This window comes from Alteromonas gracilis (assembly GCF_043642145.1).
Classification (GTDB): domain Bacteria; phylum Pseudomonadota; class Gammaproteobacteria; order Enterobacterales; family Alteromonadaceae; genus Alteromonas; species Alteromonas gracilis_B.
The window spans coordinates 353,836-379,673 of the sequence record NZ_JBHZRZ010000001.1 but is presented as its reverse complement, the minus strand read 5'-3'; the positions used below and the strand labels follow the sequence as shown (position 1 = coordinate 379,673).

The following is a 25,838-nucleotide window of genomic DNA, read 5'->3' as shown; positions in this document are numbered from 1 at the left end:
CGGGATGGAGCAGTCTGGTAGCTCGTCGGGCTCATAACCCGAAGGTCGTAGGTTCAAATCCTGCTCCCGCAACCACAGAAATTATAAAGATTTTTAAAGTATTGCGAAGGCAGTGCTTAACGTACAAGCGCGGGATGGAGCAGTCTGGTAGCTCGTCGGGCTCATAACCCGAAGGTCGTAGGTTCAAATCCTGCTCCCGCAACCACATATTAAACCCAGCATTTGCTGGGTTTTTTCTTTTCAGCCGTACGTGTTTTTATCTCACTTCCTTTTCGGCATTTTTGTTCTGAATAATCTTCTACAATGAACAATGAGTGTGCTAAGTTAACGCTCCGCCATCATTAACAGTTGAATCAATAGGTAGTTTCGCCGCGTTATGATCTCTCGTTTTTTTTCCTTTGAAGAGAATGCCACCTTGATTGAAGGTGCGTATCACTTTCCTCTCGTTGCTCTGTCCCTTTTATTGGCTGTTTTTGCATCCTTTATGGCTTTTAACGTTGCCGAGCAAGCTGCAATTACTGAAGATAGGTTAAGGCGAAATACACTGCTTGGCACCGGAAGTGTTGCACTAGGCGGTGGAATTTGGTCTATGCATTTTCTTGGTATGACCGCTTTTGAACTATGTTTACCTGTTGATTATGACCCATTAATTACAGGTTTGTCAGCGGTGCCTGGAGTAGCTGCTGCTTGGGTTGCTCTTTACCTTCTGACAAAAACGCGTATCAGCTTGTCGGAAATAGTTATGGGGGGCGTTTTAGTTGGAGCTGGAATTGGCACCATGCATTACAGTGGTATGGCGGCTATGGAAATGGCGCCGCTTCTTCGCTACGACCTAGGCATGTTTGCGCTTTCAATTGTTGTTGCTGTGTGTTTAGCAATGCTCTCGTTGTGGATTAAATTTGGCATCGCTGCAGCAACTAAAACTAAAAAACTACTCGGTAAGCACGCGTTACTTGCAAGTGTGGTAATGGGATTTGCGATATCGGGCATGCATTATACTGGTATGGCTGCAGCGCGGTTTGTGTTGCCGCCTGGCATAGAAACGTCATCTCAGTCTTCAGATATCGCTGTTTTTCTTTCGATTTCAATTGCAATCGTAACCTTAGTGTTAATCACCTTGGTTTTGGGTATCAGCTTACTTTTTAAATACCGCGATGTCATGGTCAGGGCAATAGAAAGCGAGCGAATTCAAAGCGCAATAACTGATACCGCGGTCGACGCTATTCTTACGGTTGATGACAAAGGTATCATAAAAACAGCAAACCCAGCCGTTGAACAAATCTACGGTTATACGCAAGAAGAAATCGTTGGGATGCACGCTGCTGAGGTTGTCACTCCTGAAAGGCGCCATTTGTATGGCGATGACTTTTTTAGTCAGCGTTTAGTGCCTATAGAACAAATTATAGGTGCTGGCAGAGAAGTTGAGGTTTTAAGAAAGGATGGTAAGCGTATTCCTGTTCGCCTCGGTGTAGGTTATACCAAAATAGATGGAAAGCCAGTGTTCGTCTCGTTTGCGTCTGATTTACGCAAACGAAAAGAGATGGAAGACGCGCTGCGAGAAAGCGAAGCTAAATTCCGAAGCCTTATTTCTAATATTCCGGGAATGGCGTACCGCTGTTTGAGCATGCCCGGTTGGCCAATGGTTTTCATTAGTGATGCTGTATTGGAAGTTACTGGGTATCCACCAGAAGATTTCACGCTACCAAACCCGAAACGATCATTCGCCGATTTGTATCACCCTGACGATGTAGAGCGTATGTCTCGTGTCGAAAGCGACGTCACTGCTTTTTCACATGAGTATCGAATAATTGCAAAGTCTGGAGAAATAAAGTGGGTAACAGAGCACGGTGTTCAGATTAAAGACGAATACGGTAACGTTCTTTATGTAGATGGTTTCATTTCGGATATTACACACAGACGAGTAATGGAAGAGGAGTTAAAAGCTGCAAAAGAAAAAGCAGAGCAGGCCGCTGCGGCCCGTACTGCATTTCTTGCTAATATGAGCCATGAAATTCGCACACCCATGAACGCCATTATCGGTTTTAGCGACCTTATGTTAGGCGAATCGCTTCGCGAAGAGCAAAAGTCTCACCTTACTACGATTAACCGTTCTGCTCGTTCGTTGCTTCATCTTTTAAACGACATTTTAGATAGCGCGAAGCTCGACAAAGGCAAACTCGATTTAGACTATCGCAATTTCTTAATTCGTGAAGAACTAGACTTAGTAATTTCAACGTTCTGGTTAGAAGCGAAGCGCAAGAAAGTTGAACTTGTGTTGAATGTTGAACCTTCTGTTGCAAACGCGTACAGAGGGGTCCCAGAACGAATGAGACAGGTGCTAAATAATTTAATTGGCAATGCAGTAAAATTTACTCATGAAGGTGAAGTTATCGTTAATGTAAGAAACGATAACAAGTTCGTCTATTTCGAAGTGAAAGATACAGGGATAGGCATGACTCGAGAGCAAGTGGAGCGAGTATTCGATCCATTTGCTCAGGCAGATGCCTCGATGAGCCGGAAGTACGGGGGCACTGGCCTAGGCACAACAATATCTAAACAGCTTGTTGAACTGATGGGCGGCAACATTTGCGCTACCAGTGAGAAAGATGCGGGTACAGTCTTTACATTTAGACTGCCGTTAGAGGTTGTTGAAATAGAAGAGAACAACACCGATAACGTCGAAGCAAAAGCAACCAATATCAATTCTACTCTAAATGTTTTGGTGGTTGATGATGTACAACAAAATATAGAGCTACTTTCACTGCTACTTAAACGTTCAGGGCATTCGGTAGAAACGGCAACCGATGGCTCAATTGCGCTTAAGAAAATGCAATCGCAGTCATTTGACGTCGTACTGATGGATTTACAAATGCCGAAGGTAGATGGTCTAGAGGCGGCCAAGCAGCGTAGGGCTTATGAAAAAGAGCAAGGCTTGCCACCGACCCCAATTATTGCCCTCACCGCGAGCGTTTTAGTTCAAGATAAACATGCTGCACAGCAAGCAGGTATGGAGGGGTTTGCCAATAAACCCGTCGACTTTACGCAACTGATGGAAGAGATTGCTCGAGTAGTGAAGTTTGACGCAAACTTCAGTAAGTATGGTGACAACGCTGAAGGAAATTTAACCCACGAGCCTACACTTAATGTCGACAAAGCAGTACTGAACCTTCCAAAGGCGATTAAGTTGTGGGGAAGTGAAGATACCGTATTGCAAGAAGTCGATAAATTCGCCAGTACCTGTAGAGAAAAAATAGACGATTTAATGAGCGCTGCAATTCGAGAAGATTATCAAGTCGTCGCTTCGTTATCTCATGGGCTTAAAGGAGCGTCAGGCAATCTTTGTTTGACAACGTTTTTCCATATCACAAGGGAAATAGAAGCCCATGCATATAAAGCTGTTGTCAAGATAGATGATATTAATCGACTTCGCGACGCATTGAATAAAATTGAATTGATGTTAAGTGACTCGCCTTTGTATGCTGAGGGTGCCATCAATGAAAGTATTGATAACGCATTGCTACTTAGTCATCTTGAAGCCATGCTTGGAAGTGTAGAGCAAAATATGGTGGATGAAGGTGAATTGACCTTTTTGCGTGAAGTGGCCTGTTCTAGTCACAAAGAACATATTGCTCAAATCCTACTAGATATCGATGATTTTGAATTTGAGTTAGCTCATGAACGCATTTCCGCATTAATTGAAGAATTAAAGTAGCTCAGAGAGTCGGCATGTTAGAAATTGAAATCACAAAACCTACTTTATTGTTAGTTGACGACGAACCTGTAAATCTGCGGGTGTTAAAACAGCTGCTTGCCAATGACTATCAGCTTATTTTTGCGAGAAACGGTGAAGAAGCGTTAAAGCTGGCGCAAAGCAGACAGCCTAACTTAATTTTGCTTGACGTGATGATGCCGGGGTTAACTGGGTTCGAAGTATGCCGGCAATTGAAGCAACATAGCGTTACTAAGCATATACCTGTTATTTTTGTTACTGCGTTAAATGATGAGCATGAAGAAACAGAAGGTTTTGATGCTGGCGCAGTTGATTACATTACTAAGCCAATATCGCCAGCCATCGTTAAAGCCCGTGTTAAAACTCACCTTAGCTTAGTGCAGGTTGATGAACTGCTGGATAGTCGTTTGCAGGTGGTGCAACGTTTGGGTAAGGCCGCAGAATACAAAGATAATGAAACTGGCATGCATGTTATGCGAATGAGTCATTACTCCAAGGAGTTAGCCCTTGCGTACGGCCTTACCAAGCAGCAGGCTGAGATTCTTCTGCACGCAGCGCCTATGCATGATATCGGTAAGATAGGTATCGCTGATAGCATCATGTTAAAACCGGGCAAGCTTACTGATGAAGAGTTTGCAACTATGAAGCATCACCCAGAAATAGGGGCCGAAATAATAGGTGACTGCGGTAACTCTCACTTACTGAAAGTGGCTAAGTCTGTGTCACTGACTCATCATGAAAAGTGGGACGGTACCGGCTACCCCAAAGGGTTGGCGGGAGAGGATATTCCTATTGAAGGACGTATTTGTGCCATTGCCGATGTATTTGATGCGCTTACCAGCAAACGCCCTTATAAAGAAGCGTGGACAATCGAGAAAACGGTCGATTTTATGCAAAGCCAGAAAGGCAAGCACTTTGAACCAAAGCTTGTCGATCTGATGATAGAAATCATGCCAAAAATTCTGGATATAAAGGCAACATTTAAGGACGAGGACTAACTCATAAGTCTTTTGGCTGTTGCTTAATGCGCCGCCTATACGTATAATGTTCGCATTAAGTGATGAGCGCGGGCTCCCTCAATACAGGAAAGTAACGCACTCATCTGTAGCAAGCTATCACCTAACGGTGGTTTTACCCATAGGTTTGCAACTGCCCTTGTTGGCAGGTATGGGTTCAGAATTTTAATAAAAGCCCCGCTAGTCCGGGGCTTTTTGTTGTATTAAAACCTGGAGTCAGCCTCGCTGCACCGGGTGATGACAGGTGGGCTTTAGGCCCTTTTTTCGTTTTTGGAGGTTTGCATTGGCAAAACTTGAAGAGAAACTAACCGAAATGCTAGAGCCAGGTGTTGAAGCACTGGGCTTTGAGTTGGTTGGCATCGAGTTTGTACGAGCGGGGAAGCATTCTATTCTTCGCGTTTTTATTGATCATGAAAACGGTATTACCGTAGATGATTGTGCAGATGTAAGTCATCAGGTTAGCGCGATTTTGGACGTTGAAGATCCAATTAGCACTGAATACAACTTGGAAGTGTCATCACCAGGAATGGACAGACCGCTTTTCAAAGAGAAGCACTATATTGAGTCTGTGGGTGAAGTGGTTCAAATTCGTTTGTCTATGCCAATGGATGACAGACGTAATTTTAAAGGCAAAGTACTCGCGTGCGAAAATGGCATTGTAAGTATTGAAGTGGATGGCCAGCAGTTCCAGTTAGCTGTGGCGAATATCGAAAAAGGTAACGTTGTTCCCACGTTCGATTAACGGAACAGCTCTGCTTTCATCGACGAAAGCAAAAGAGAGGCGAAAATGAATAAAGAAATTTTGTTAGTGGCGGAAGCCGTTTCAAATGAAAAACAAGTGCCTAGAGAGAAGATTTTTGAAGCGCTAGAGTTTGCGATCGCTAGTGCAACCAAAAAGAAAAACGAAGGCGAAATTGAAGTTCGTGTAAGCATCGACAGAACGTCTGGTGACTTTGATACATTCCGTCGCTGGTTGGTTATTCCTGATGATCAAGAACAGGAAAACCCATTTGCTGAAATTACGATTTCTGCTGCACAAATCGACGAACCAGAGATACAGCTAGGCGATTATGTGGAAGAACAGATTGAATCTATCAAATTCGACCGCATAACTACGCAAACCGCGAAGCAAGTAATTGTACAAAAAGTGCGCGAAGCTGAGCGTCAGCAAATGATTGCTGAGTATGAAGACAAAGTAGGTGAGCTAGTTACAGGTACGGTTAAGAAAGTTAACCGCGACAATATCATCATCGACTTAGGTAACAACGCTGAAGGTGTTATCTACCGCGATGACATGCTTCCTCGTGAAACTTTCCGTCCGGGTGACCGTGTACGTGGTCTTCTTTACGTTATCCGTCCCGAAGCACGTGGCGCGCAGCTATTTATTAGCCGTACTCACCCAGACATGTTAGTTGAGCTATTCCGCTTAGAAGTTCCAGAAATAGCGGAAGAGACACTAGAAATTAAATCTGCAGCTCGTGATCCAGGCTCACGCGCAAAGATTGCCGTTAAAACTAACGACAAACGCCTAGACCCAGTAGGTGCGTGTGTGGGTATGCGTGGTTCACGTGTGCAAGCCGTGTCGGGTGAACTTGGCGGTGAGCGTGTCGATATTGTGCTTTGGGATGAAAACCCGGCGCAATTCGTTATCAACGCTATGGCACCAGCTGAAGTAGCGTCAATTGTTGTTGATGAAGACAGCAACAGCATGGACGTAGCGGTTGAAGCTGACAATCTAGCACAGGCAATTGGCCGTAGTGGTCAAAACGTTCGCCTAGCTAGCCAGCTGACAGGCTGGGAACTAAACGTGATGACAGTTGATGATCTCAACAAGAAGCACGAAGAAGAAAACGCGAAGGTACTTGATCTATTTACTGCTGGTTTGGACATTGATGAAGAGTTCGCGTCTGTCCTAGTAGATGAAGGCTTTACAACACTAGAAGAAGTGGCATACGTGCCAGCAAGTGAACTTCTAGCGGTTGAAGGGTTAGATGAAGAAATGGTTGAAGAGCTGCGCAACAGAGCGCGCGCTTTCTTGACCACGCGTGCACTTGCGAACGAAGAATCGCTTGAGGGTGCAGAGCCTACAGAAGCCTTATTGAATCTTGAAGGTATGAGTAAACACGTGGCTTATGTGTTGGCCAGCCGCGGTGTTACTGACCTAGAAGAGTTAGCAGAACAAGGTACCGATGATATCAGTGATATCGATGAACTAGACGAAGAGAAAGCAGGCGCGCTTATTATGGCCGCTCGTAATATCGTTTGGTTCAGTGAAGAAGAGTAAGGTCAACAGGGGGAAAATTACGTAATGGCAGATGTATCTATTGAAAAGCTCGCCAGCGACATTGGTACGACCGTTGACCGATTGGTTGGCCAGTTTAAAGACGCGGGTATCACTAAGAGTGCCGGCGATCAGGTAAACGAAGACGAGAAACAAAAACTATTGGATCATTTAAGTAAGCAACACGGCAGCGCAGCTGAACCGACGCGTATGACACTTAAGCGTAAGACAACAAGCACGTTAAGTGTTGGTAAGTCTAAAGAAGTGAAAGTTGAAGTACGCAAAAAACGCACTTACGTTAAGCGCAGCGATATTGAAGAGCAACAGCGCCAAGCGGAAGAAGAGGCGAAGCGTCTTGAAGAAGAAGCTCGTCTGAAGCGCGAAGCAGAAGAAAAAGCTGCAGCTGAAGCGAAGAAAGCCGCTGAAGAAAAAGCACGCAAAGCTGAAGAAGCGAAAAAAGCTGCTGAAGAAGAGCGTACACGTCGTGCAGAGCAAGCTAAGAAAGAAGCTGAAGCACGTAAAGCAGACGAGCCTGAATTGACGGAAGCTGAAAAAGCAGAAGCAGAAGCGGCACGTCAAGAAGAAGAACGTTTGCGTAAAGCGCAAGAAGAAGAAGCGCAGAAGAAGCTTGAAGAAGACGCGAAGAAAGCGGCTGACGAAGCGCGTAAACTAGCTGAAGAAAACGAGCGTCGCTGGAAAGAAGAAGAAGAGCGTCGTAAGAAAGCAGAAGCTGAAGAAGTTCACTTGCACTCTAACCGTTATGCGCAAGAAGCAGAAGATGAAGAGGACATGCAAGTAGAGCGTTCATCTCGTCGTCGTCGTAAGTCGAAGAAAAACGCGGGTGAGCATCTTAAGCAAGGCTTTAACAAGCCAGCTGCACCTGTTGAGCGTGTTGTTAAGCTTGGCGCAACCATCACGGTAGGTGAACTTGCAAGCAAGCTTGCAATTAAGTCCAACGAAGTTATCAAAACGATGATGAAGATGGGCGAGATGGCAACCATCAACCAAGTACTAGACCAAGATACTGCGGTACTAGTTATTGAAGAGATGGGCCACAAGTACGAGCTTGTGAACGACAACGCGCTTGAAGACGAATTGTTGGCAGATGGCACTGATGGTGAGAAAACCACGCGTGCGCCTGTTGTAACTATCATGGGTCACGTTGACCACGGTAAAACGTCACTGCTTGATTACATTCGTCGCGCTAAAGTTGCCGATGGCGAAGCGGGTGGTATTACCCAGCACATTGGTGCTTATAAAGTACAAACAGATAACGGTGAAATAACGTTCCTAGATACACCTGGACACGCCGCGTTTACCGCAATGCGTGCACGTGGTGCTACAGCGACTGACATCGTAATTCTTGTAGTTGCTGCTGATGACGGCGTTATGCCTCAAACGAAAGAAGCGGTACAGCACGCTCGCGCTGCTGGTGTACCTCTTATCGTTGCAGTAAATAAAATGGATAAAGAAACTGCTGATCCAGACCGCGTGAAAACTGAGCTATCTCAGCTAGAAGTTATCTCAGAAGAGTGGGGCGGTGAGCATCAGTTCTGTAACGTTTCTGCGAAAACAGGAATGGGTGTTGATGAGCTTCTTGAAGCTATCGTGCTACAAGCTGAAGTACTAGACCTACAAGCCGTGGCTGAAGGTCCTGGTCGCGGTATTGTTATCGAATCTCGACTTGATAAAGGTCGCGGTCCGGTTGCTTCTGTACTTGTTCAGGAAGGTCAACTGCGCGCAGGCGACATTTTACTTTGTGGTGAAGAGTACGGTCGTGTTCGTGCAATGCGCGACGAAAACGGAAAAGAGATGAAGCTTGCTGGCCCGTCAACACCGGTAGAAGTTCTTGGTCTATCTGGTGTTCCAGTAGCAGGTGAAGACGCAGCGGTAGTTAAAGACGAGCGTAAAGCCCGTGAAGTTGCTGCTAAGCGCCATCAGAAGAAGCGCGAGCTTAAACTTGCTCGTCAGCAAAAAGCGAAACTTGAGAACATGTTTGCAAACATGGAATCAGGTGATGTGAGCGAACTTAACATTGTTCTTAAAGCTGACGTTCAGGGCTCGGTAGAAGCGATTTCAGAATCACTGATTAAGCTTTCAACTTCTGAAGTAAAAGTGAACATTGTGGGTAGTGGTGTTGGTGGTATCACTGAAACAGACGCAACACTAGCGGCTGCTTCAGGTGCTATCGTTCTTGGCTTTAACGTTCGTGCCGACGCAACAGCACGTCGCGTACTAGAGGCTGAAGAAATTGACTTACGCTACTACAGCGTTATTTATAACCTAATTGATGAAGTGAAAGCTGCCATGAGCGGTATGCTTGCACCTGAATTCAAGCAGGAAATCATTGGCCTTGCAGAAGTGCGTGACGTATTTAAGTCACCTAAACTAGGTGCGATTGCTGGCTGTATGGTTACCGAAGGTAATGTTAAGCGTAGCAATCCAATCCGTGTTCTTCGCGACAACGTAGTTATCTACGAAGGTGAACTAGAGTCACTACGTCGCTTTAAAGACGACGTTCAAGAAGTACGTAACGGCATGGAATGTGGTATCGGCGTTAAGAACTACAACGACGTGAAAGTAGGCGACCAAATCGAGGTCTTCGAAATCGTTGAGGTTAAGCGCGAAATTTAATTGCCTTAGTTACTTCGGCATGTGAAAAGCGGGGGCCGAGTGCTCCCGTTTTTGTCTGTAATAGGCACAAAACTACTAGGCATGCCCGAAGTTTATTTAAGGAAAGGAGAGTACAATGGCTCGTGAGTTTTCACGTACCGACAGAGTCGCTCAGCAAGTTCATAAAGAAGTAGCGAGCATTCTGCAAAACGAATACAAACACCGTGTAGGTGATATGCCTTTAATCACCGTGTCTGACGTTGATGTATCACGCGATTTAGCACACGCTAAAATCTTTGTGACTATCTACAACAGCACTGAAGAAGAAAGCAAAGCGCAAATTAAGCAGTTAGCTGAATACAAAAAGTTCATTCGCAGTATTTTAGCAAAACGCATTCGCATGCGCTCTGTACCAGACCTTCACTTTTTTGAAGACAAGTCGATTGTTGAAGGTATGCGCATTTCTAATCTTGTATCACAGACCATCGCAAGCGATGAGTCAAAACGCGATAAAGACGATTCACAAGAGCAGGAGTAGATGGCAAGACGTCGTAAAGGCCGTTATATTAACGGCATAGTATTGCTTGATAAACCACTGGGTGGCTCGTCAAATCAATTGCTACAAAAAGTACGGTGGTTATATAAAGCAGCTAAAGCTGGGCACACTGGCGCGCTGGACCCACTTGCCAGTGGCATGTTGCCATTGTGCCTTGGCGAGGCGACTAAGTTTTCACAGTTTCTTCTTGATGCTGAAAAAACCTATGAAGTCACGGCACAACTAGGCATACGCACCACCACCTCAGATGCAGACGGTGAAGTTGTTGAAGAGAAGCCTGTCGAAGTGAGCGACGAACAGGTACGCCAAGCGTGTTTGGCTTTTTTAGGCAAGAGCAAACAAATCCCATCTATGTTTTCTGCACTCAAGCATCAAGGTAAGCCACTTTACCATTATGCACGACAAGGTATTGAAATAGAGCGTGAGCCTCGAGATATTGAGGTGTATGAACTCGACGTATTGCGCATTGAATTACCGTATGTCGACATGCGCATAAAATGTAGTAAGGGCACTTACATCCGCTCTATAGTAGACGACCTAGGCCAGAATCTTGGCTGTGGTGCTTACGTAACAAGGTTACACCGCACTGAAGTCGCTGACTATCCCACCGGTAAAATGGTATCACTAGATAGGCTTATTGAAATTCAGGAGTCGCTAGAAGAAGGTGACTTCAAAGCACTTGATGACCTACTAATACCTATGGATACCGCAGTAAGCCGCCTACCGTTTGTCACCATTAATGATGCCGAACGAAATCGATTTGATAACGGGCAATCTGTAAAAGGCTTGTGTAGTGAGCCGTTACGCGAAGGAACGTCGTATCGCGTGTATCATGGTGTCGACACCCAGGGCGTATTTCTTGGCGTGGGGGAAGGTGTGCTAGACCCGAAAGATCAAGGTGTACCTAAACAGGAAATCTTTGTTAATCCAAAGCGTAGAGTAGTTTACTCGTAAACTATACCGGTAGAAATAAAGACGTTTATGGCTTGCTAAGTCTGTAAACGTCATTATAATACGGCGCTCATTCCGCTTTGCTGAATTAGTGATCGGCGAAGCATTAATATTAGGAGAATGATATGTCACTAACTAAAGCAGAAACCGCAAACATCATTGCTGAGTACGGCGTAAAAGAAGGCGACACTGGTTCACCAGAAGTTCAAGTTGCTTTGCTTACTCACAACATCAACAAGCTTCAAGGTCACTTTGCTGATCACAAGAAAGATCACCACTCACGTCGTGGTCTTCTACGTATGGTTAGCCAACGCCGTAAGCTTCTAGACTACCTTAAAGGCAAGAACGCTGAGCGTTACCTTGACCTAATCAAGCGTCTAGGTCTACGTCGATAAGACTAGGTTTCAAGAAAAGCGCCCAATGAGGCGCTTTTTTTTTGCCTTTCAAAAGGCATGGCGTCAAGTAATGTGGCTAATGCGTTTCCTTTCAAACATTCTTTCATCTGCAAGGTGTTTAAGCTCTTCTAAACTCTTTCCTTCGATAGGAAAAGTAGCATGCCCAATGCTTACCCCAACGCTAAATTCTCCGTGAGAGGTCGTAATAGGCTGCGCAATACTTCGAGCTAATCGAGTTTTGAGATCTTCTACATTAAAGCCTTCATTAAGCTCTGTAATTACCACGATAAATTCATCACCACCCACGCGTGCAGCAATATCATAAACACGACACAACATTTGCATTCTTTGCGCAATTTCAATTAGCACTTCATCTCCGACAGCATGACCGTATTGGTCGTTAATTGGCTTAAATCGGTTCAAGTCTAGGTAAAGCAATACACAGAATTTGTCACTCCTTTCTAATCTAGGTAGTTCATTATACATATAAGTTGAAAGTGCATGTCTATTCGCTAGCCCTGTTAGCGTATCACTATTGGCGAGTTTCCTAATTTTTTCCTCGGCTTCAACTTGGTCGGTTATGTTCACGTTAATGCCAAACATTTTATTGCCCTCAATTCGACCGTCGGCTCTAACATGGCGGTATTTATCTTTGGAAACTCTAACTCTAAACGTTGCGTGAAACCCTGTTTTTTGGGTGATGGCCTGTTCTATTTTTGACTTAACTTTATCGAGATCCTCTGGATGTACTGTTCTCTCCCAATCGCTGAAATTGTCATTAAATCTATCTTTAGGGACACTATAAATTTTATACATCCAGTCATCCCAAATAAGTTCGTTGGTTGTCATATCCCACTCCCAAACGCCTATATGTGCAGCGTCTGCTGCCATAGACATCCGCCTGTTAAGCGTTCTAAGTGTGTGTTGGGCTTCACGCCACTTTGTAACATCTTCCGATAGCGCCAAAATGTACTGTGGGTTACCGTAGTTATCATCAATAACAATTTTCTTAGTTTCAAAATAGCGGACTTCACCATCGATAGTGACATCATACTCGTTGATATTTTGTTTTTCTGGGTTCTGAAGTAACGCTTTATCATCAGCAACAAACCGCTGCGCCTCTTTTTCTCCAAAAATATCGAAATCTGAGAGCCCTACAAGAGACGCTTTGTCTTTTCCTAGAATTTTGCTTCCAGCATCGTTTACATGGGAAATAGATAGCGTATCAGCATGTTTAACAAGCAGCATATTGGGTAATGCATCAAACACTGTTTGCGCAAAAACCTCTTGATTTTTCACGTCGGATAAGTCTTTTACAGTACAGACATAAGCGATATTGATTCCTGGCAATACGCTGATGCGAAGTGACAAGGGAAATACTTTTCCATTTCTTCTTATACCCTCAAACATCAATGGAACGCTTTGCACACTGTTATTTTGGGCGGCTTTTTTTAATGCTACCAGAAGTGGGGCGTTTGCGTTTTTAGGGGGGCTAACAAGATCTCTAATGTGTAAGGTCTGTGTCGCAAATTCTTCAAGACCAAACATACTCAAAGCCACCGGGTTAGAAAATTCAATCACACCTGCATTGTTGAACGTAAACACTCCCTCTTGTACTGTACTTAGCACCGCATTGTAGCGTTCAAGTAACAAGGTACGAGTGCGCAGTTCAATAAGTATAAGAATGGTAAATGCGAAGAGCATCACCATGAGCATAACTAGGTAGGCAAGGTTTTTAGTTTCAGGCTCTTGTAGTATTTGCGTTGTTGGTAGTGAGAAGACATGCATTGATAGCATACCCGTATAGTGCATTCCTGAAATAGCACAGCCCATAATGATTGCTGGAACAATTTGTTTAAAAATGTGCAATTGTGAAGTACTAACATATTCGTGTGTCTTGAGGGAAACGCCTGCCAAGCCCACAGCTACAACAATAGAAAGTAAGAAGTACCAGCCATCGTATGCCATAACGGCATTCATTTGCATTGTCAACATACCGATATAATGCATGCTGCCAATTCCAAGGCCCATATAAATGCTGCGTAGCCAAAGTTTATTTGCGTTAAGAGGGGCTTTGCTCATAACTACAAAGCTTGCGAGTATTGCAGGTAAAACGGACAGTAACGTTATTAATGGGTCGTAAGAAACAGCAAGAGGAAGGCGGTAGGCGAGCATTCCCACAAAATGCATTGCCCAAATGCCAAACCCTAGGAAGCATGCCGACGCTAATGACCAAAACGTGCGCTCATTTTGTAGCTCAGCTTGAGACATTTTTGCAGACAACACGAATGAAATAAGTGATGCTGCTATAGCAATCATGACAGATACTACAACGAAAAAAATGTCATAATTGGCAAGTATTTCAGTGTTAGGGGATAGATCCTTTACCGAGAAAAAATGATAATGTCCGTGATTCAATGTGTTTTCGTGCGTTGGCGTTAAACTACTACTAAATGTAGTAGTCTCTTTTATTTGCGCAACTCAACTTTTGCCGCAGTTTTAGTAGACGTACGCACGGCGTTCTTCATTTTAGTTAATTCACGGTCTGTAAGGTTTCGCCATTGACCTGGTTTTAATGTGCCAAGCTCAAGATGCATGATACGTGTGCGCTTTAGTTTCGTCACTTCATAGCCGAGAAACTCACACATTCTGCGGATTTGTCGATTGAGGCCTTGGGTTAAGATAATTGTAAATTTGTTCTTCCCTGTGGGTTTAACAACACAAGGCTTGGTTACGGTGCCTAAAATAGGAACGCCACGGGCCATGCGTTTAACAAATCGCTCACTAATGGGCTGATTTACCGTAACCTCATACTCTTTGTCATGGGCATTTTCAGCTCGCAAGATCTTGTTTACGATGTCACCGTCACTGGTCAAAATGATTAAGCCCTCCGAGGGCTTATCTAATCTTCCTACAGGGAAAATACGCGCTTTATGACCAATCGCGTCAATAATATTTCCTTTTACATGACGCTCTGTTGTACATGTTATGCCAATGGGTTTATTGTAAACAATGTATACGCGATCAGACTTATCTGATGCTACGGCGCCAATTACCTTACCATCAACTTTGACCGAATCACCTGGACCTATTTTTGTGCCTAATTCTGGCGGCTGATTATTGACGGTTACGCGATTTTGCTCAATGAGTTTATCTGCTTCACGGCGAGAACAAAGGCCTGTGTCACTAATATATTTATTTAAACGTTTGGGCGCTTGGTCACTCATTGCGCAATAGGTCCTGTAGATTTTATTTGAGAGAAGGCAATATTAACACGGCATAAAGCAAAGGGGCGATTCGCCCCTTTGCTTTTTGTATGTATACGGCGCAATGAATGCGTTGTTGTTTACTTTTTTAAAAGCACACAGTGGTGAATTTTGTTACTCGTTGACTGTCGGTGAAGAAGCAGGCGCAGGTGCGGAGCCGCCACCCGTACCGCCACCGCTTGAGACAACCTTAGTTGCGATATCACGAATCTCGTTTTCTAAACTTGTGATTCGGCCTGACAAGGTTGTGTTGCGTTGCTCTAGCACTGATAACTTATCTGTTAAGTTACGAACGCTTTGTTGCGCGCTTTGTTTATCGTTTACGGCCTGCTCAAGCTGAACATTTACTGCTAACAGCTCATCGGCCAACGATGCTAGTTGATTTTTAATTGAACCAACAGCTGCCGTTTGCGCTTTTACATCATCTGATACTGAGCTGATGTTCTTATTCAATGCGTTTTGGACATTACTCACTCGGTCACCCAAATCCGCGATTTCCTGTTGGTTGCGTCTCCAAGCCGAAGCCCAGAGTTTATCCATTTGCTCCCACAGCTCATTCGTTTTATTCGTCAACTCAGTGACTTTAACTTGTAACGCTACCGTAGATTCACCTATTTCCTCGCCAGTTGCAGACAACTTGTTTTCTAATTGAAGAATGCGTTTTTCGGCTTGTTCTGCGACTATTTTTTGTTGCTCAAGCAACGTGTACAGATAATAGCACCCGCCACACGCCGCTAAGGCGATGACAGCAACTAAAACCACCCAGACTCCGTTGCCACTACTGCCATTTGACGAGGTGTGGTTCGCAGAGGGCGACGACGAGGTTGGCGCCGTCGAATGTGTAGGAGGCGCCTGTCTTTTGGTTTGATAGTCTCGACGATCTTCCTCGTCCAATCTAATTGTTGGAAACTCGTCGTTTTTAGAATTATTTGCCATAGTAAATCAATAGTCTCGTTATGAGGTGTTCTCTTCATTGCAACAGGATGAACCCGATGTAAGCTCAATCAGAAGTTAACCCATTTATATTTGCGCACATTAGCATGTTATCGTTAATTTAACGGAAATTCTACGGCTTATGTCGAATGTCAATCACACATAAGCCAATGCCTTTAAACCGCGGGGCTCTTGCATTCATGTAGAAATCTACACACCTTGCTCGAAGCCCCTTAAAGTGTCTTGAAAACTCACTGAAACGCGCCACAAAAGCACACTAAGATTTATCGCCTATCCACTCTACGCGATATAAATCCCGTCTTCTATCTAAGTAATTTCTTACCGACCCTTCATTTTGGAGCTTAGTCAGCTTGTCTAAATCTAAATCAACAATAAGTGTCATTTCAGTATTTGGCGTAGTTTCTGACACTATAGCATCGTGTGGAAATGCAAAGTCACTGGGTGAGAACACCGCAGTTTGCCCATATTGAATGTCTACGTTGTCAACTTTAGGCAAATTACCTACACTTCCCGCAATCGCCACGTAACACTCATTTTCAATAGCGCGAGCTTGTGCGCACCGACGAACTCGCAAGTAACCATTTTTAGTGTCAGTCCAAAACGGAACAAATAGAATCTGCATCTCTTGGTCGGCGAGAATACGGGCAAGTTCAGGGAACTCCACATCATAACAAATCAATACACCAATCTTACCGAAATCAGTATCAAAGGTTTTAAGGCTGTGGCCCCCCTTCATGATCCAGTCTTCTTTTTCATGTGGGGTAGGGTGCAATTTATACTGACTTTCTATAGTGCCATCTCGTTTACAAACATAGCTCACGTTGTAAAGTTCTTCGTCTTCTACAACAGGCATAGAGCCAGCAATAATAGTGATATTGTATGATACCGCTAAATGAGAAACGGCCGTTAACAGTTCGTCTGTATAAGTGGCTAAGTGCCAAATAGCGTCTATGGACGAATCTGATGGGCTGAGCCCCATTAACGGTGCATTGAAGAACTCGGGAAATAACGCAACATCACACGAATAATCAGACAGGGCATCAACGAAATATTCTACTTGCTGTAGAAGCTCTTCCACATTATTAAAGTAGCGCATTTGCCACTGAATGCATCCTATTCGGGCGCTGGTCTTTCTGCTAGCAATTAATGATGGTGTACCAGGCTCATAATAAATGTTGTGCCATTGAAGTAATGTTGCGTAACCCTTAGAGGCCTCATCTTCTGGAAGATAGGCAGACATAACCTGCTTTACTTCAAAGCCATTTGAAAGCTGAAACGTAAGGATAGGGTCGTAAATGTCTTTCAGCTTTACCTGTTCAATGTATTCATAGGGCGAAAGCTCGTGTGCGTAATTTTTGTAGTTAGGTATACGACCGCCCGCCATAATAGACTTTACATTCAAGTTTCGGCATAGCTCTTTTCGCGCTTCATAAAGGCGACGGCCTAGTCGCAAGCCACGATACTCTGGTGATACGATAACCTCGACACCGTATAAAACGTCGCCGTTAGGATCGTGGGTAGTTAAGTAGGCGTCGCCTGTTATTTCGTCGTAGCTGTGTTTATCGCCAAACTGGTCGTAATCAACAATGACTGAAATGGCAAAAGCCACAACTTTGCCTTTATCTTCAATACATATTTGGCCTTCAGGAAAGGTGGTCACTTGCGCTTTGTAATTAGAGTAAGGCCATGCGCCTCCCACGTTGACATATACTTTATCCATTAATGCTTTGACATCGTCATAGTCATCTAATCTCAAGTTTCTCAAGTCCAGATGATGCTCTGTTTCTTCTATATGTGTTTGATCTTGACTCATGGTTTACTCTTTTTGCTAGGTAATACTTTATTGTTACGTGTAGTGCTTACACATTGGCCTTGCGTAGGTCGATGTGTTTTGAAACGCTAAACCTTTATCGTTGTTATCAACTTAACGCGTTCAACTTCTATACTCGTCTTGAAAAATATTCATCTGCAACATGCTTTAGTATAGTAAAACAATAGCTTAAGCAAGAAGTGTGCGACTTCTTTATATCTATTTTGACGACAAATAATTTTTCTTTTATCGACAAAAAAATAACCAACCAAATTGAGTGTCTAATAATTGCCTCGTGCTCAAAGGCAGCGTATAAGGTCGACTTTTATTTGTTTCTAATAGGCCCAGCTCATCAATGGACAGAGAACAACTTGCGTCGTACCAGCCCCTTTATGTTTTCGATGAATCTCTTTTTGAAAATATCGTTGAAGACCTTGTCACTCAAGGTTTTTCGATTCAAGAGAATGGCTTGCCCGACTTTATTACTCAGGCGCTTTTATCTTGTCAGCATTCTATTTCTGAACAAGAGTATAAAGCTGCAGGAATAGGGCGCGCAGAACACTATAAAAAAGCCCAAAGCGTGAGGGGAGATGCAATTTGTTGGATTACGGGTTCGTCTAAAGAGGGGGCATTGTGGTTGTCGTGGTGCGAGGCGATGCAGAGCTATATCAATCGAACACTTTTTATGGGGCTTTTTTCTTTCGAAAGTCACTTTGCCTGTTATGAACCAGGTAAATATTACAAACGCCATGTAGATGCGTTTAAGGGACAAGATAATAGAGTGCTTTCCCTGATAGCTTAGCTGAACGACGACTGGCGCGCTGATGAAGGAGGAGAGTTAGTTCTTTATAAAGATAGCGAAGATCGGACTGGTATTAGAGTATTGCCCGCCAAAGGCTCTTTTGTTGTCTTTTTAAGCGAGATTTTTCCTCACGAAGTACTGCCTGCCGTTCGCACTCGTCACTCTGTTGCGGGATGGTTTAGAGTAAACGGCAGTATCAATGATGCCATCGACCCGCCTCACTAAGCCGAGATATGCCTTAAAAACGCGTTTATATCTAATCGTAAAGACTTATGTATAATAAAACGAAGCCATGTACGCGTTTTTATTAGCGAGTTGTTTAAAAGTGACAAGCTTGGCCTCTCTTCAGTTGAGGGGCGTCGTGTGCGTAGCTCTTGAAAACTGTGACGTTGTAATAGAATAAGTTGAGCCGCTATTACAGCGCTTAGGGAAAAGACGTAAGAAGTGATGAGTCAATGCTGGAAAAAATACCTGCCCCAACCCCAAGAGAAGAACTACACGTGTTGGTTATTGATAATCAGGGGCTTGTGCACGATGTTGTAACATCTGCTTTGTATGAAGTAGGAATAAAAAATGTTAGCAGTGCATTTAACGCTTTTCATGCCAAGAGATTATGTGTTGCTAGGCAATATGACTTTGTGTTGCTCTCGTTTAATGTAAGTCATGATAAAGATGGCTTTCATCTTTTCGAAGAGCTGAAACACCTCAATCATATCAATGACACGACTACCGTTATTTTTCTAAGTGCTGAAACCTCATCAGAGTTGGTTAACTGCATTGTTGAACTGCAACCTGACGATTTTTGGGTTAAACCGCTTCAGCGTAGCAAAATTAACACGCGTTTAGAGTATCTCATTCAAGTTAGATTCAAGCTTCATAAAATGGTGCATTGCATGCAAATGGGAGACTATTCCACCGCCATGTACTATGCAGAGCGACAGTTGAAAGACCCATCGTTATCGGAATTTCACCCGAAAATCAGACGATTGATAGGCGATTGTTTGTTACAACTCCGCGACTACAAAACCGCTGAAAACTATTTTAGGAAGTTGTTGCAAGGCATTGATCACGCCTGGGTTCACATAGGTTTGACGCGGGCATTACTTCGCCAGGATAAATTAGAAGAAGCGCAACTTTTGGTTGATAATTTACTACAACGTTCAGATACACGATTCTTAACCTTTGATTTGCTAGCTCAATATTTTGTAGAAAAAGAGCAATTTGACATAGCGTATGCGCAGATGAAAGAAGCAAGTAAGCTTGCACCGCGAAATATCGAGCGCAACAAGCGTTTGTGGGATCTTGCTCGTCTAAATCACGACAAAGTAGGTCAACTCAATGCGGTTCAGAATATGGCAAAGTTTGCTAAAAATTCTATTCACGATTCGCCGCAACTCACGCTTAATGTCATTCGCTCAACAATCGATTTGGCCACTAGCCTAGGCAGTGCTGACGGTGATCGCTACATAAAGCGCGCGGAGTCTGAGCTAGAAGAGTTGAAGCAGCAAAAGGGAATGCAGTCTCAATTAGGCGAGCAAATAGACGTCATTCGTGCGCGCGTCTTGTGCCTGCGAGACGATAAAAAAGGTGCAGAAGAGTTAGTTAAAGATTTGTCGGTATCCATTGATGGGCTTTCAATGGAAGATAGCTTAGATAAGATGAAAGCATTTCATGAATTAGGTATGCGAGAACAATGTGTGAGCATACTTGATAAACTTAGAAAGCAAATTGAAGGGGATAGCCTCACTTCTCAAGTGGTCAGTGAGTTCCTTAATCAAGAATCAATCGAGCGCACTGAAATTCAGTTTACACCGAAAGAGTTGAAGCAAATGGCTGCGGTGAACTATAAAGAAAATCGCTTAGCGCCAGCTTATAACAATTTGCATCAGGCGTTTACGCTTTCTCCAAAAGACAAACAAGTTGCACTTAGCTTGTTAAAAGTGATTGCACAAATTCATTTGAATGACTATTTGACAGAAGAACAACTGAAATTAGCGCAAGAATCGGCAAGGCTTCTTTTGGAAAGTGACTTATCGCCTGCACAGGCAGAGAAGCTTGACCAGTACATCAATCAACTAGGTATTGAAGTGGAAGGAACTAACGCTGGTGAGCTTGTCGGCGTGCTTACAGCAAAAGCAATTTAACGCTATTTACGTGGTCAATGTGTTTAAAAAAAGCTGCCTTTTTAAGGCAGCTTTTTAATTTTTATTAAGTAATTTCTATAAGCAAATACTTAATGGCTCTTACTTTTTAGCAGTACCAGCGCGACGACGAAAGCCCACTACTGCAGCTAGCAGCGCAAGAATTCCTCCCATCGCCCCGCCTGAGCTGTCGTCTCTTATTACATCATCTCCCTCTACAGCATCAGGTTGCAAAGAGAAAGTGGCAATGAATGGGTCGTGGTCTGAACTTCTGTAAGGACCAACATCAGTAAATGCATATCCGTCTTCATCAGGGTAGAAACGCAGTGCCTGGTTGTACTGCAGCTGGTAAACCTCAGACGAATTGATGTTCCAATGTGTACCATCGATGGCGTCTGCTAGCATAGCTTCACTTGCCAATACATGATCTAAGCTGCCTACTTGCTCTGTGCCGTAGAACCAATAAGAGAAACCTTCTTCATCGAATTCTTTAGCTAAGTTGCGATAGCCAAAGCCAGATTCCACTTCAACAGATGCACCTTCATCCATGCCGGTATTTACAGCCGTTGTAATGGTGTAACCACGTGACTCAGGAGTGTAGTCGGTAAGAACGGCTACAGGATCTTCTGCGCTGTAAGCATTTAAGTCACCCAAAATCACCTTGCGCTCTGGGTAGGTTTCATCGTTTAGCGCGTTTCCAAGAGTAAGTGCTGCCGATACGCGAAGCGCATTACAGCTACCTTGTAAAATTGTGATTTCTGAAGGCGTTTCGGCCACGTCTTCTGCGCACTGCGATCCCTTTGACTTAAAGTGATTTACCGCAACCATAAATGGCTTACCACTTTCTAAGTGGCTAAATGACTGCAGTAGGCTAGGGCGCATACGAGCAAGTCGATCTTCGCTAACTTGTTGTTCAGGCATGGCCACTACAACAGCATCACCTTCTAAAGCAACTACCGAGGCCTTGTACAGCAAGCCTACCGTGATAGCGTCGGTACCAATTTCGCTTTCATCGCTGGTAGTAACAAATGAATAATGCTCGGTTTCTGCAAGTTCTGCATTAATGGCGTTAACAAGCGACTGGATAGCGCTATTTTCACCGAAACCATCATTTTCAATTTCCATTAAGCCAACAACGTCAGCATTTAGGTTTACAATGGCTTCTACAATGCGCCCTTGTTGTAGCTCAAATGCCACTTCATCAGACGCACCACGGTTGTTGTCGTAATCAAACGTTACTTCGCCGTTGTCATCTAGCTCACCGTTGAAGTAATTAAGTACGTTGAAGGTTGCAATAGACAGGTTGCCTTCGCTCACAACAGGGTTTGCTTCACGAGTAGAGGTAACGTCAATAGTATCGCTTGGGTTAATTCTGAATGTGCCGAAACTGTAATTGAGTGGCCCAGACGCTGAAACCGCATCACCAATGCGAATAGCATTTGCGTAGCTGAAAGTAGGGAAGTAATTTAGCGCATCAGGATACTGTGAACTGCTGTTATCTTCGATAGTTAGTAGGCTTGACTCGCTGGCTTGCACAGCTTCTAAATAGGCGTCTGACAAAGGCGCTGCTACATCACTTGGTTGACGCTTAATGGTATCGCTTACAACAATCTCACCAAAGCGCCATAAGTTGTTGGTACTGGTAACCGTTGCATCAACAACACTAACTACCATCCCTTCTAGCGTTTCAAGGTCAACATCATAAGGCATCGACAGTGCTACCGCTTCAACCGAATCTGATGCACCGCAGTCTAACGCCGCTACATCGCTATCCATTTCAAGCGTTGTCATGCCGTAGTTTTCTTTAACTTCGCCGTAAAGACGAACAGCGTTGCCTGTTGCAACATCAACACTGCCTTCAACGAATAGGCCTTCAGAAGTGGTGTCGTCTGCATCGTAGTCTGTGGCTTCTTCTTGAACAAAGAACCCGCCAGCGCGTGTGCCGGTTACTACCGCTTCGATGATAACGCTGTCGCCCACTAATGCTGAGCTGCTTTCATTTCCTTGAATAGCGCTAATTAACGTGGCTTCGCTACCACATACACCAAGCTCAACCACTGGCACTTCTGGCACGTCAACAACGTCGTCGCCACCTTCCGTAGTGAAAGTGCCCGTTGGGAACGGTGTTGCAGCGTCAGCATTGGTTGTTGAACCATCTAGCGCATCAACGCCGCTAAATGTCCAGTTCGACGAGTCAAAACTACCCCCATTGGCGTTTTGTCCTGCTGTACGATACGCCCAACCGTCAAGGTATTCCCATGGGGTGCCATTACCGTCTGTGTTGATATCACCAAAGGTGTCAACTACATCGCCGTCTTTAAAAAGCTCTATGGCATCGTCGCCGTTAATACCCATCGCGCCGGTATCATAGTCTGGAGCTGTGCCAAAAAAGGCGGTAAAGCCATCTATTTCTGATGCAACATAAATATAGCTGCCTGCACTTGCTGAAGCTCCAGCAGGAAAGGTGAACTCTTCGCCATCGGTTCCACCGCCGTTGTTCGCTGTGCCAACACCATAGGCAGATAAATCCGCAATGTCATTGACTACAAACAGTTCGATAGCTTTTGGTACGCCACCGCTTAATGGGCCATCGATAACGCCACTTATCACTAAGTCGCTAGCTTGAATAGCGGTTGAAGAAAGTGCAGAAATAATCCCTGCAGAAAGTAAAGTTAATGATGTTCTCACGTCATTTTCCCTTTGTAGTTTTTCATTATTTTTAAATCACATGCGCTTGATTCTGCATCTATTTTTATGCAGTAACGCTTTTATATGTGATGCGCAATTTTGCTATTGCTGGGTCTACAGTAAGGGCATTTTTTATAGGTAGGAATGACTTAACCTTATTCAAGCTGTTTTTTGAAAAGTACATAATAATCAAATGGTTACTTGGTATAGGTAAGTTTACTTAACGCTTTAACTCTTAACCAAAATCTAATATAGCCATTAAATAATGCTATCGATAAGTGACAATTGATAATTTGTTAAAAGAACAACGCGGTGTCTTCATTTATTTATTAGCTAACTGCTGAGCGAATAATGCGTGATCGGCAACGACCTGTTTAGCATAAAGATTTGCGATTTCTACAAGTTCGCGCTTAACCTTGTTAAGCGTAACCGACATCGAAGTTGCAAAGCGTGTACTGCGTCTATCACCTCTGCAGTGCGCCAGCGCTAAACTGTACCCACATAGCCCGGCGAAATATTCAAATCCACCGTTAACGGCTTTGGTGCCCATGGCAACATCTTGAGGGTCTATCCCAACTTTGGCGTGATGTCTTGAACGCACTAGATAATGGGCATTGTTAAATTTAACCTCATCGAGAACGAGGTCTGGTTTTCTTTGCATTCTGCGCTGGCAGCGCGCGGTCAGGTGGGCTGCATTCAGCCTGTTAACAGGATTTATTGATGGAAAATAATGAAGAGGCGCAGCTTCACGTTGCTGTTTTACTTCAACAATATGGCAATGTGCAAAGCTAGATGATTTATAGGGTTTGGAGGGGCCAACTAAAAAATAGTAGCGGTCCATATTGACTGAGCCCGTACCAGCGTTGTGACGCTTTACAATATCTACTACCGCATCATCCATGTAAGGGGCAAAGGCAAATAACAGCTCTGCGTAAGCTTGCTCGTCTAATTTAGAGTACTTATCTTCGTTGGTTTTAAACGCAAGGGTTTCACCGTCGAAGTGAACCGCTTTTGCCAGCGCGCTTTTTGTAGTGAATTCTTCTCCGCCTGCGCTTCGGGCTGTCGTTTTTTATAGAGTTTAGTTAACCTGCTTGGCGTTGCATTGGGGTTATAGTTAACTGCCTCATTAAGCACTAACGCGTTTTCTACTACACGATTACATGTGTCGATGTACCGGTCTAAAAACGCAAATTGAGCAGCAATGACGTGTTGATGGCTAACAACAGGCTTCGCCGTATTAATTTCATCACACGCATACACGCCTTCAATGACGCCAGCGCAGTGTTGTTTTGCAAGGTGCAACGACGTCAAGTAGCGCAAAACATCCCATTCAGCTTTACCAACACACGCGTCATCAAAATCATTGGGGGAAAAAATGACAGTGTCCCCGTGAGAACCTTCTTCTGTGAGAAAACCGAAATTAGAGGTATGGCAATCGCCCATAATGCTTGTAAGCGGGGTAGAGCTGCACTCGCTGGGAATATCAATTAGGCTCGCTTTTATATCGGCATAAAATAACTGAGCGCTACCTCGATAAAACACAAAAGGGCTGGTTGCCATCTTAGCGTGTTTAGAAAGACTAGATGATGGCGCTTGACCGTCAATGCGTGTAACGGCGTCTACGATTTGCTTAAGCCGAGAGTCAGTCATAATTTCCTCAATGATTTGCATTTACCAACTTAACACTTTGAATGGTAATGAATTGAGCAGCTTTCTCTGTTCAATTCAATAACCTGATTAAGCGATTCATATTTACCAATTAGTTTTTTGAAATTCGGCGCGCTATGCTTATTACCAGTTTTAAGAGACATGATTTTAGCGAAACGCAAATAACTTTTTAGAAGTTAAAAACCATGTCGACACAATAAACGTAAAGTTTGTATTCGTACAGTAAAGGGCAAGTGCCCAAACGTACGATGATTATTTAAACTAAATGGAGAATTAAACATGGCATTGATTAATACTGCTATCAAACCTTTCAAAGCAACTGCATTTAAAGACGGCGAGTTCGTAGACGTAAGCAGTGAAGACATTAAAGGTAAATGGGCAGTTTTCGTATTTTACCCAGCTGACTTCACATTCGTTTGCCCAACAGAGCTAGGTGACATTGCTGATAAGTACGAAGAGCTTCAGTCTCGTGGCGTAGAAGTATTCTCAGTATCTACTGACACGCACTTCACTCACAAAGCATGGCACGATTCTTCAGACACGATCAACAAGATCAAGTTTGCTATGATTGGCGACCCAACTGGCGAAATTACACGCAACTTCGACTGTATGCGTGAAACCATGGGTCTTGCTGACCGTGCAACATTTGTTGTTGACCCAGAAGGAATCATTCAAGCAATGGAAATTACGTCTGAAGGTATCGGCCGTGACGCAGACGACCTAGTTCGCAAAGTAAAAGCTGCTCAGTACGTTGCAAACAACCCAGGTGAAGTTTGCCCAGCTAAATGGAAAGAAGGCGAAGCGACACTAGCTCCTTCTCTTGACCTAGTAGGCAAAATCTAAGCAGCACGCTTAGCGCTTGATACTCGAAAGCCCAGTGCTTTCAGCATATGCATAGTATTAAGCAGATAAATTGTAGGGAGCGGGTCTCCGCTCCCTAATGTTAATTCCCAATTTCCGCTTATGT

At 44.0% G+C, this 25,838-nt stretch carries 17 protein-coding genes, 2 tRNA genes and 1 pseudogene; 13 read left to right on the top strand and 7 right to left on the bottom strand.

The annotated features are described in order from the left end of the window. The 10 genes from ACHUFN_RS01610 to rpsO all read left to right on the top strand — a co-directional run bounded on the left by ACHUFN_RS01610 (position 1) and on the right by rpsO (position 11,542). A tRNA-Met gene (locus tag ACHUFN_RS01610) sits at positions 1 to 75 on the top strand. Positions 76 to 128: 53 nt separating this feature from the next. Beyond that, a tRNA-Met gene (locus ACHUFN_RS01605) sits at positions 129 to 205 on the top strand. Between the two features lie 171 nt (positions 206 to 376). Then, entirely contained in the window at positions 377 to 3,712 is a 3,336-nt protein-coding gene (locus ACHUFN_RS01600; protein WP_394220577.1) for an MHYT domain-containing protein, read from the top strand. A 14-nt stretch (positions 3,713 to 3,726) separates the two neighbouring features. Further along, positions 3,727 to 4,728 (top strand): response regulator, encoded by a 1,002-nt coding sequence (locus ACHUFN_RS01595; protein WP_394220576.1) that lies wholly within the window; start codon positions 3,727 to 3,729, stop codon positions 4,726 to 4,728. A gap of 301 nt (positions 4,729 to 5,029) precedes the next feature. After that, entirely contained in the window at positions 5,030 to 5,488 is a 459-nt protein-coding gene (gene rimP, locus ACHUFN_RS01590) for a ribosome maturation factor RimP (RefSeq protein WP_014949254.1), read from the top strand. 45 nt (positions 5,489 to 5,533) lie between these two features. Next, a complete protein-coding gene (gene nusA, locus ACHUFN_RS01585; protein ID WP_039224077.1) occupies positions 5,534 to 7,030 on the top strand; it encodes a transcription termination factor NusA in 1,497 nt (498 codons plus the stop codon). A gap of 24 nt (positions 7,031 to 7,054) precedes the next feature. Then, a complete protein-coding gene (gene infB, locus ACHUFN_RS01580; protein WP_394220575.1) occupies positions 7,055 to 9,661 on the top strand; it encodes a translation initiation factor IF-2 in 2,607 nt (868 codons plus the stop codon). 115 nt (positions 9,662 to 9,776) lie between these two features. Further along, on the top strand, positions 9,777 to 10,178 hold the full coding sequence (gene rbfA / locus ACHUFN_RS01575) for a 30S ribosome-binding factor RbfA (RefSeq protein WP_394220574.1): 402 nt from the start codon (positions 9,777 to 9,779) through the stop codon (positions 10,176 to 10,178). Further along, positions 10,179 to 11,150 carry a tRNA pseudouridine(55) synthase TruB gene (truB, locus tag ACHUFN_RS01570; protein ID WP_394220573.1) on the top strand — a complete coding sequence of 324 codons (972 nt, stop codon included), beginning with the start codon at positions 10,179 to 10,181 and terminating at the stop codon, positions 11,148 to 11,150. It begins immediately after the preceding gene. Positions 11,151 to 11,272: 122 nt separating this feature from the next. Beyond that, positions 11,273 to 11,542, top strand: coding sequence for a 30S ribosomal protein S15 (gene rpsO / locus ACHUFN_RS01565; protein ID WP_071814580.1), 270 nt, complete (start codon positions 11,273 to 11,275; stop codon positions 11,540 to 11,542). Positions 11,543 to 11,605: 63 nt separating this feature from the next. Here rpsO and ACHUFN_RS01560 read toward each other — a convergent pair whose 3' ends face one another. The 4 genes from ACHUFN_RS01560 to ACHUFN_RS01545 all read right to left on the bottom strand — a co-directional run bounded on the left by ACHUFN_RS01560 (position 11,606) and on the right by ACHUFN_RS01545 (position 17,575). Further along, positions 11,606 to 13,861, bottom strand: a complete 2,256-nt coding sequence (locus ACHUFN_RS01560; RefSeq protein WP_394220571.1) for a diguanylate cyclase domain-containing protein — start codon at positions 13,859 to 13,861, stop codon at positions 11,606 to 11,608. Positions 13,862 to 14,010: 149 nt separating this feature from the next. Further along, positions 14,011 to 14,769, bottom strand: a complete 759-nt coding sequence (gene rluF / locus ACHUFN_RS01555; RefSeq protein ID WP_394220569.1) for a 23S rRNA pseudouridine(2604) synthase RluF — start codon at positions 14,767 to 14,769, stop codon at positions 14,011 to 14,013. A 153-nt stretch (positions 14,770 to 14,922) separates the two neighbouring features. Then, positions 14,923 to 15,744 (bottom strand): AAA family ATPase, encoded by an 822-nt coding sequence (locus ACHUFN_RS01550; RefSeq protein WP_394220567.1) that lies wholly within the window; start codon positions 15,742 to 15,744, stop codon positions 14,923 to 14,925. A 274-nt stretch (positions 15,745 to 16,018) separates the two neighbouring features. After that, on the bottom strand, positions 16,019 to 17,575 hold the full coding sequence (locus ACHUFN_RS01545; protein WP_394220565.1) for a GNAT family N-acetyltransferase: 1,557 nt from the start codon (positions 17,573 to 17,575) through the stop codon (positions 16,019 to 16,021). Positions 17,576 to 17,927: 352 nt separating this feature from the next. On the opposite strand from ACHUFN_RS01545, the pseudogene ACHUFN_RS01540 reads away from it, so the two are divergent. Continuing rightward, positions 17,928 to 18,599: pseudogene (locus ACHUFN_RS01540) on the top strand (2OG-Fe(II) oxygenase). Positions 18,600 to 18,829: 230 nt separating this feature from the next. Beyond that, on the top strand, positions 18,830 to 20,518 hold the full coding sequence (locus ACHUFN_RS01535; RefSeq protein ID WP_394220563.1) for a response regulator: 1,689 nt from the start codon (positions 18,830 to 18,832) through the stop codon (positions 20,516 to 20,518). Positions 20,519 to 20,617: 99 nt separating this feature from the next. Here ACHUFN_RS01535 and ACHUFN_RS01530 read toward each other — a convergent pair whose 3' ends face one another. The 3 genes from ACHUFN_RS01530 to ACHUFN_RS01520 form a co-directional block, all read right to left on the bottom strand. Then, on the bottom strand, positions 20,618 to 23,203 hold the full coding sequence (locus ACHUFN_RS01530) for an ExeM/NucH family extracellular endonuclease (RefSeq protein WP_394220562.1): 2,586 nt from the start codon (positions 23,201 to 23,203) through the stop codon (positions 20,618 to 20,620). A 322-nt stretch (positions 23,204 to 23,525) separates the two neighbouring features. Further along, on the bottom strand, positions 23,526 to 24,221 hold the full coding sequence (locus tag ACHUFN_RS01525; RefSeq protein ID WP_394221028.1) for a DUF2252 family protein: 696 nt from the start codon (positions 24,219 to 24,221) through the stop codon (positions 23,526 to 23,528). Next, positions 24,149 to 24,874 (bottom strand): DUF2252 family protein, encoded by a 726-nt coding sequence (locus ACHUFN_RS01520; protein ID WP_394220560.1) that lies wholly within the window; start codon positions 24,872 to 24,874, stop codon positions 24,149 to 24,151. Before ACHUFN_RS01520 ends, ACHUFN_RS01525 begins: the two co-directional genes overlap by 73 nt. A 282-nt stretch (positions 24,875 to 25,156) precedes the next feature. Here ACHUFN_RS01520 and ahpC point away from each other — a divergent pair, with 282 nt between their 5' ends. Then, positions 25,157 to 25,714 carry an alkyl hydroperoxide reductase subunit C gene (gene ahpC, locus ACHUFN_RS01515; protein ID WP_425291745.1) on the top strand — a complete coding sequence of 186 codons (558 nt, stop codon included), beginning with the start codon at positions 25,157 to 25,159 and terminating at the stop codon, positions 25,712 to 25,714. Positions 25,715 to 25,838: the final 124 nt, after the last annotated feature.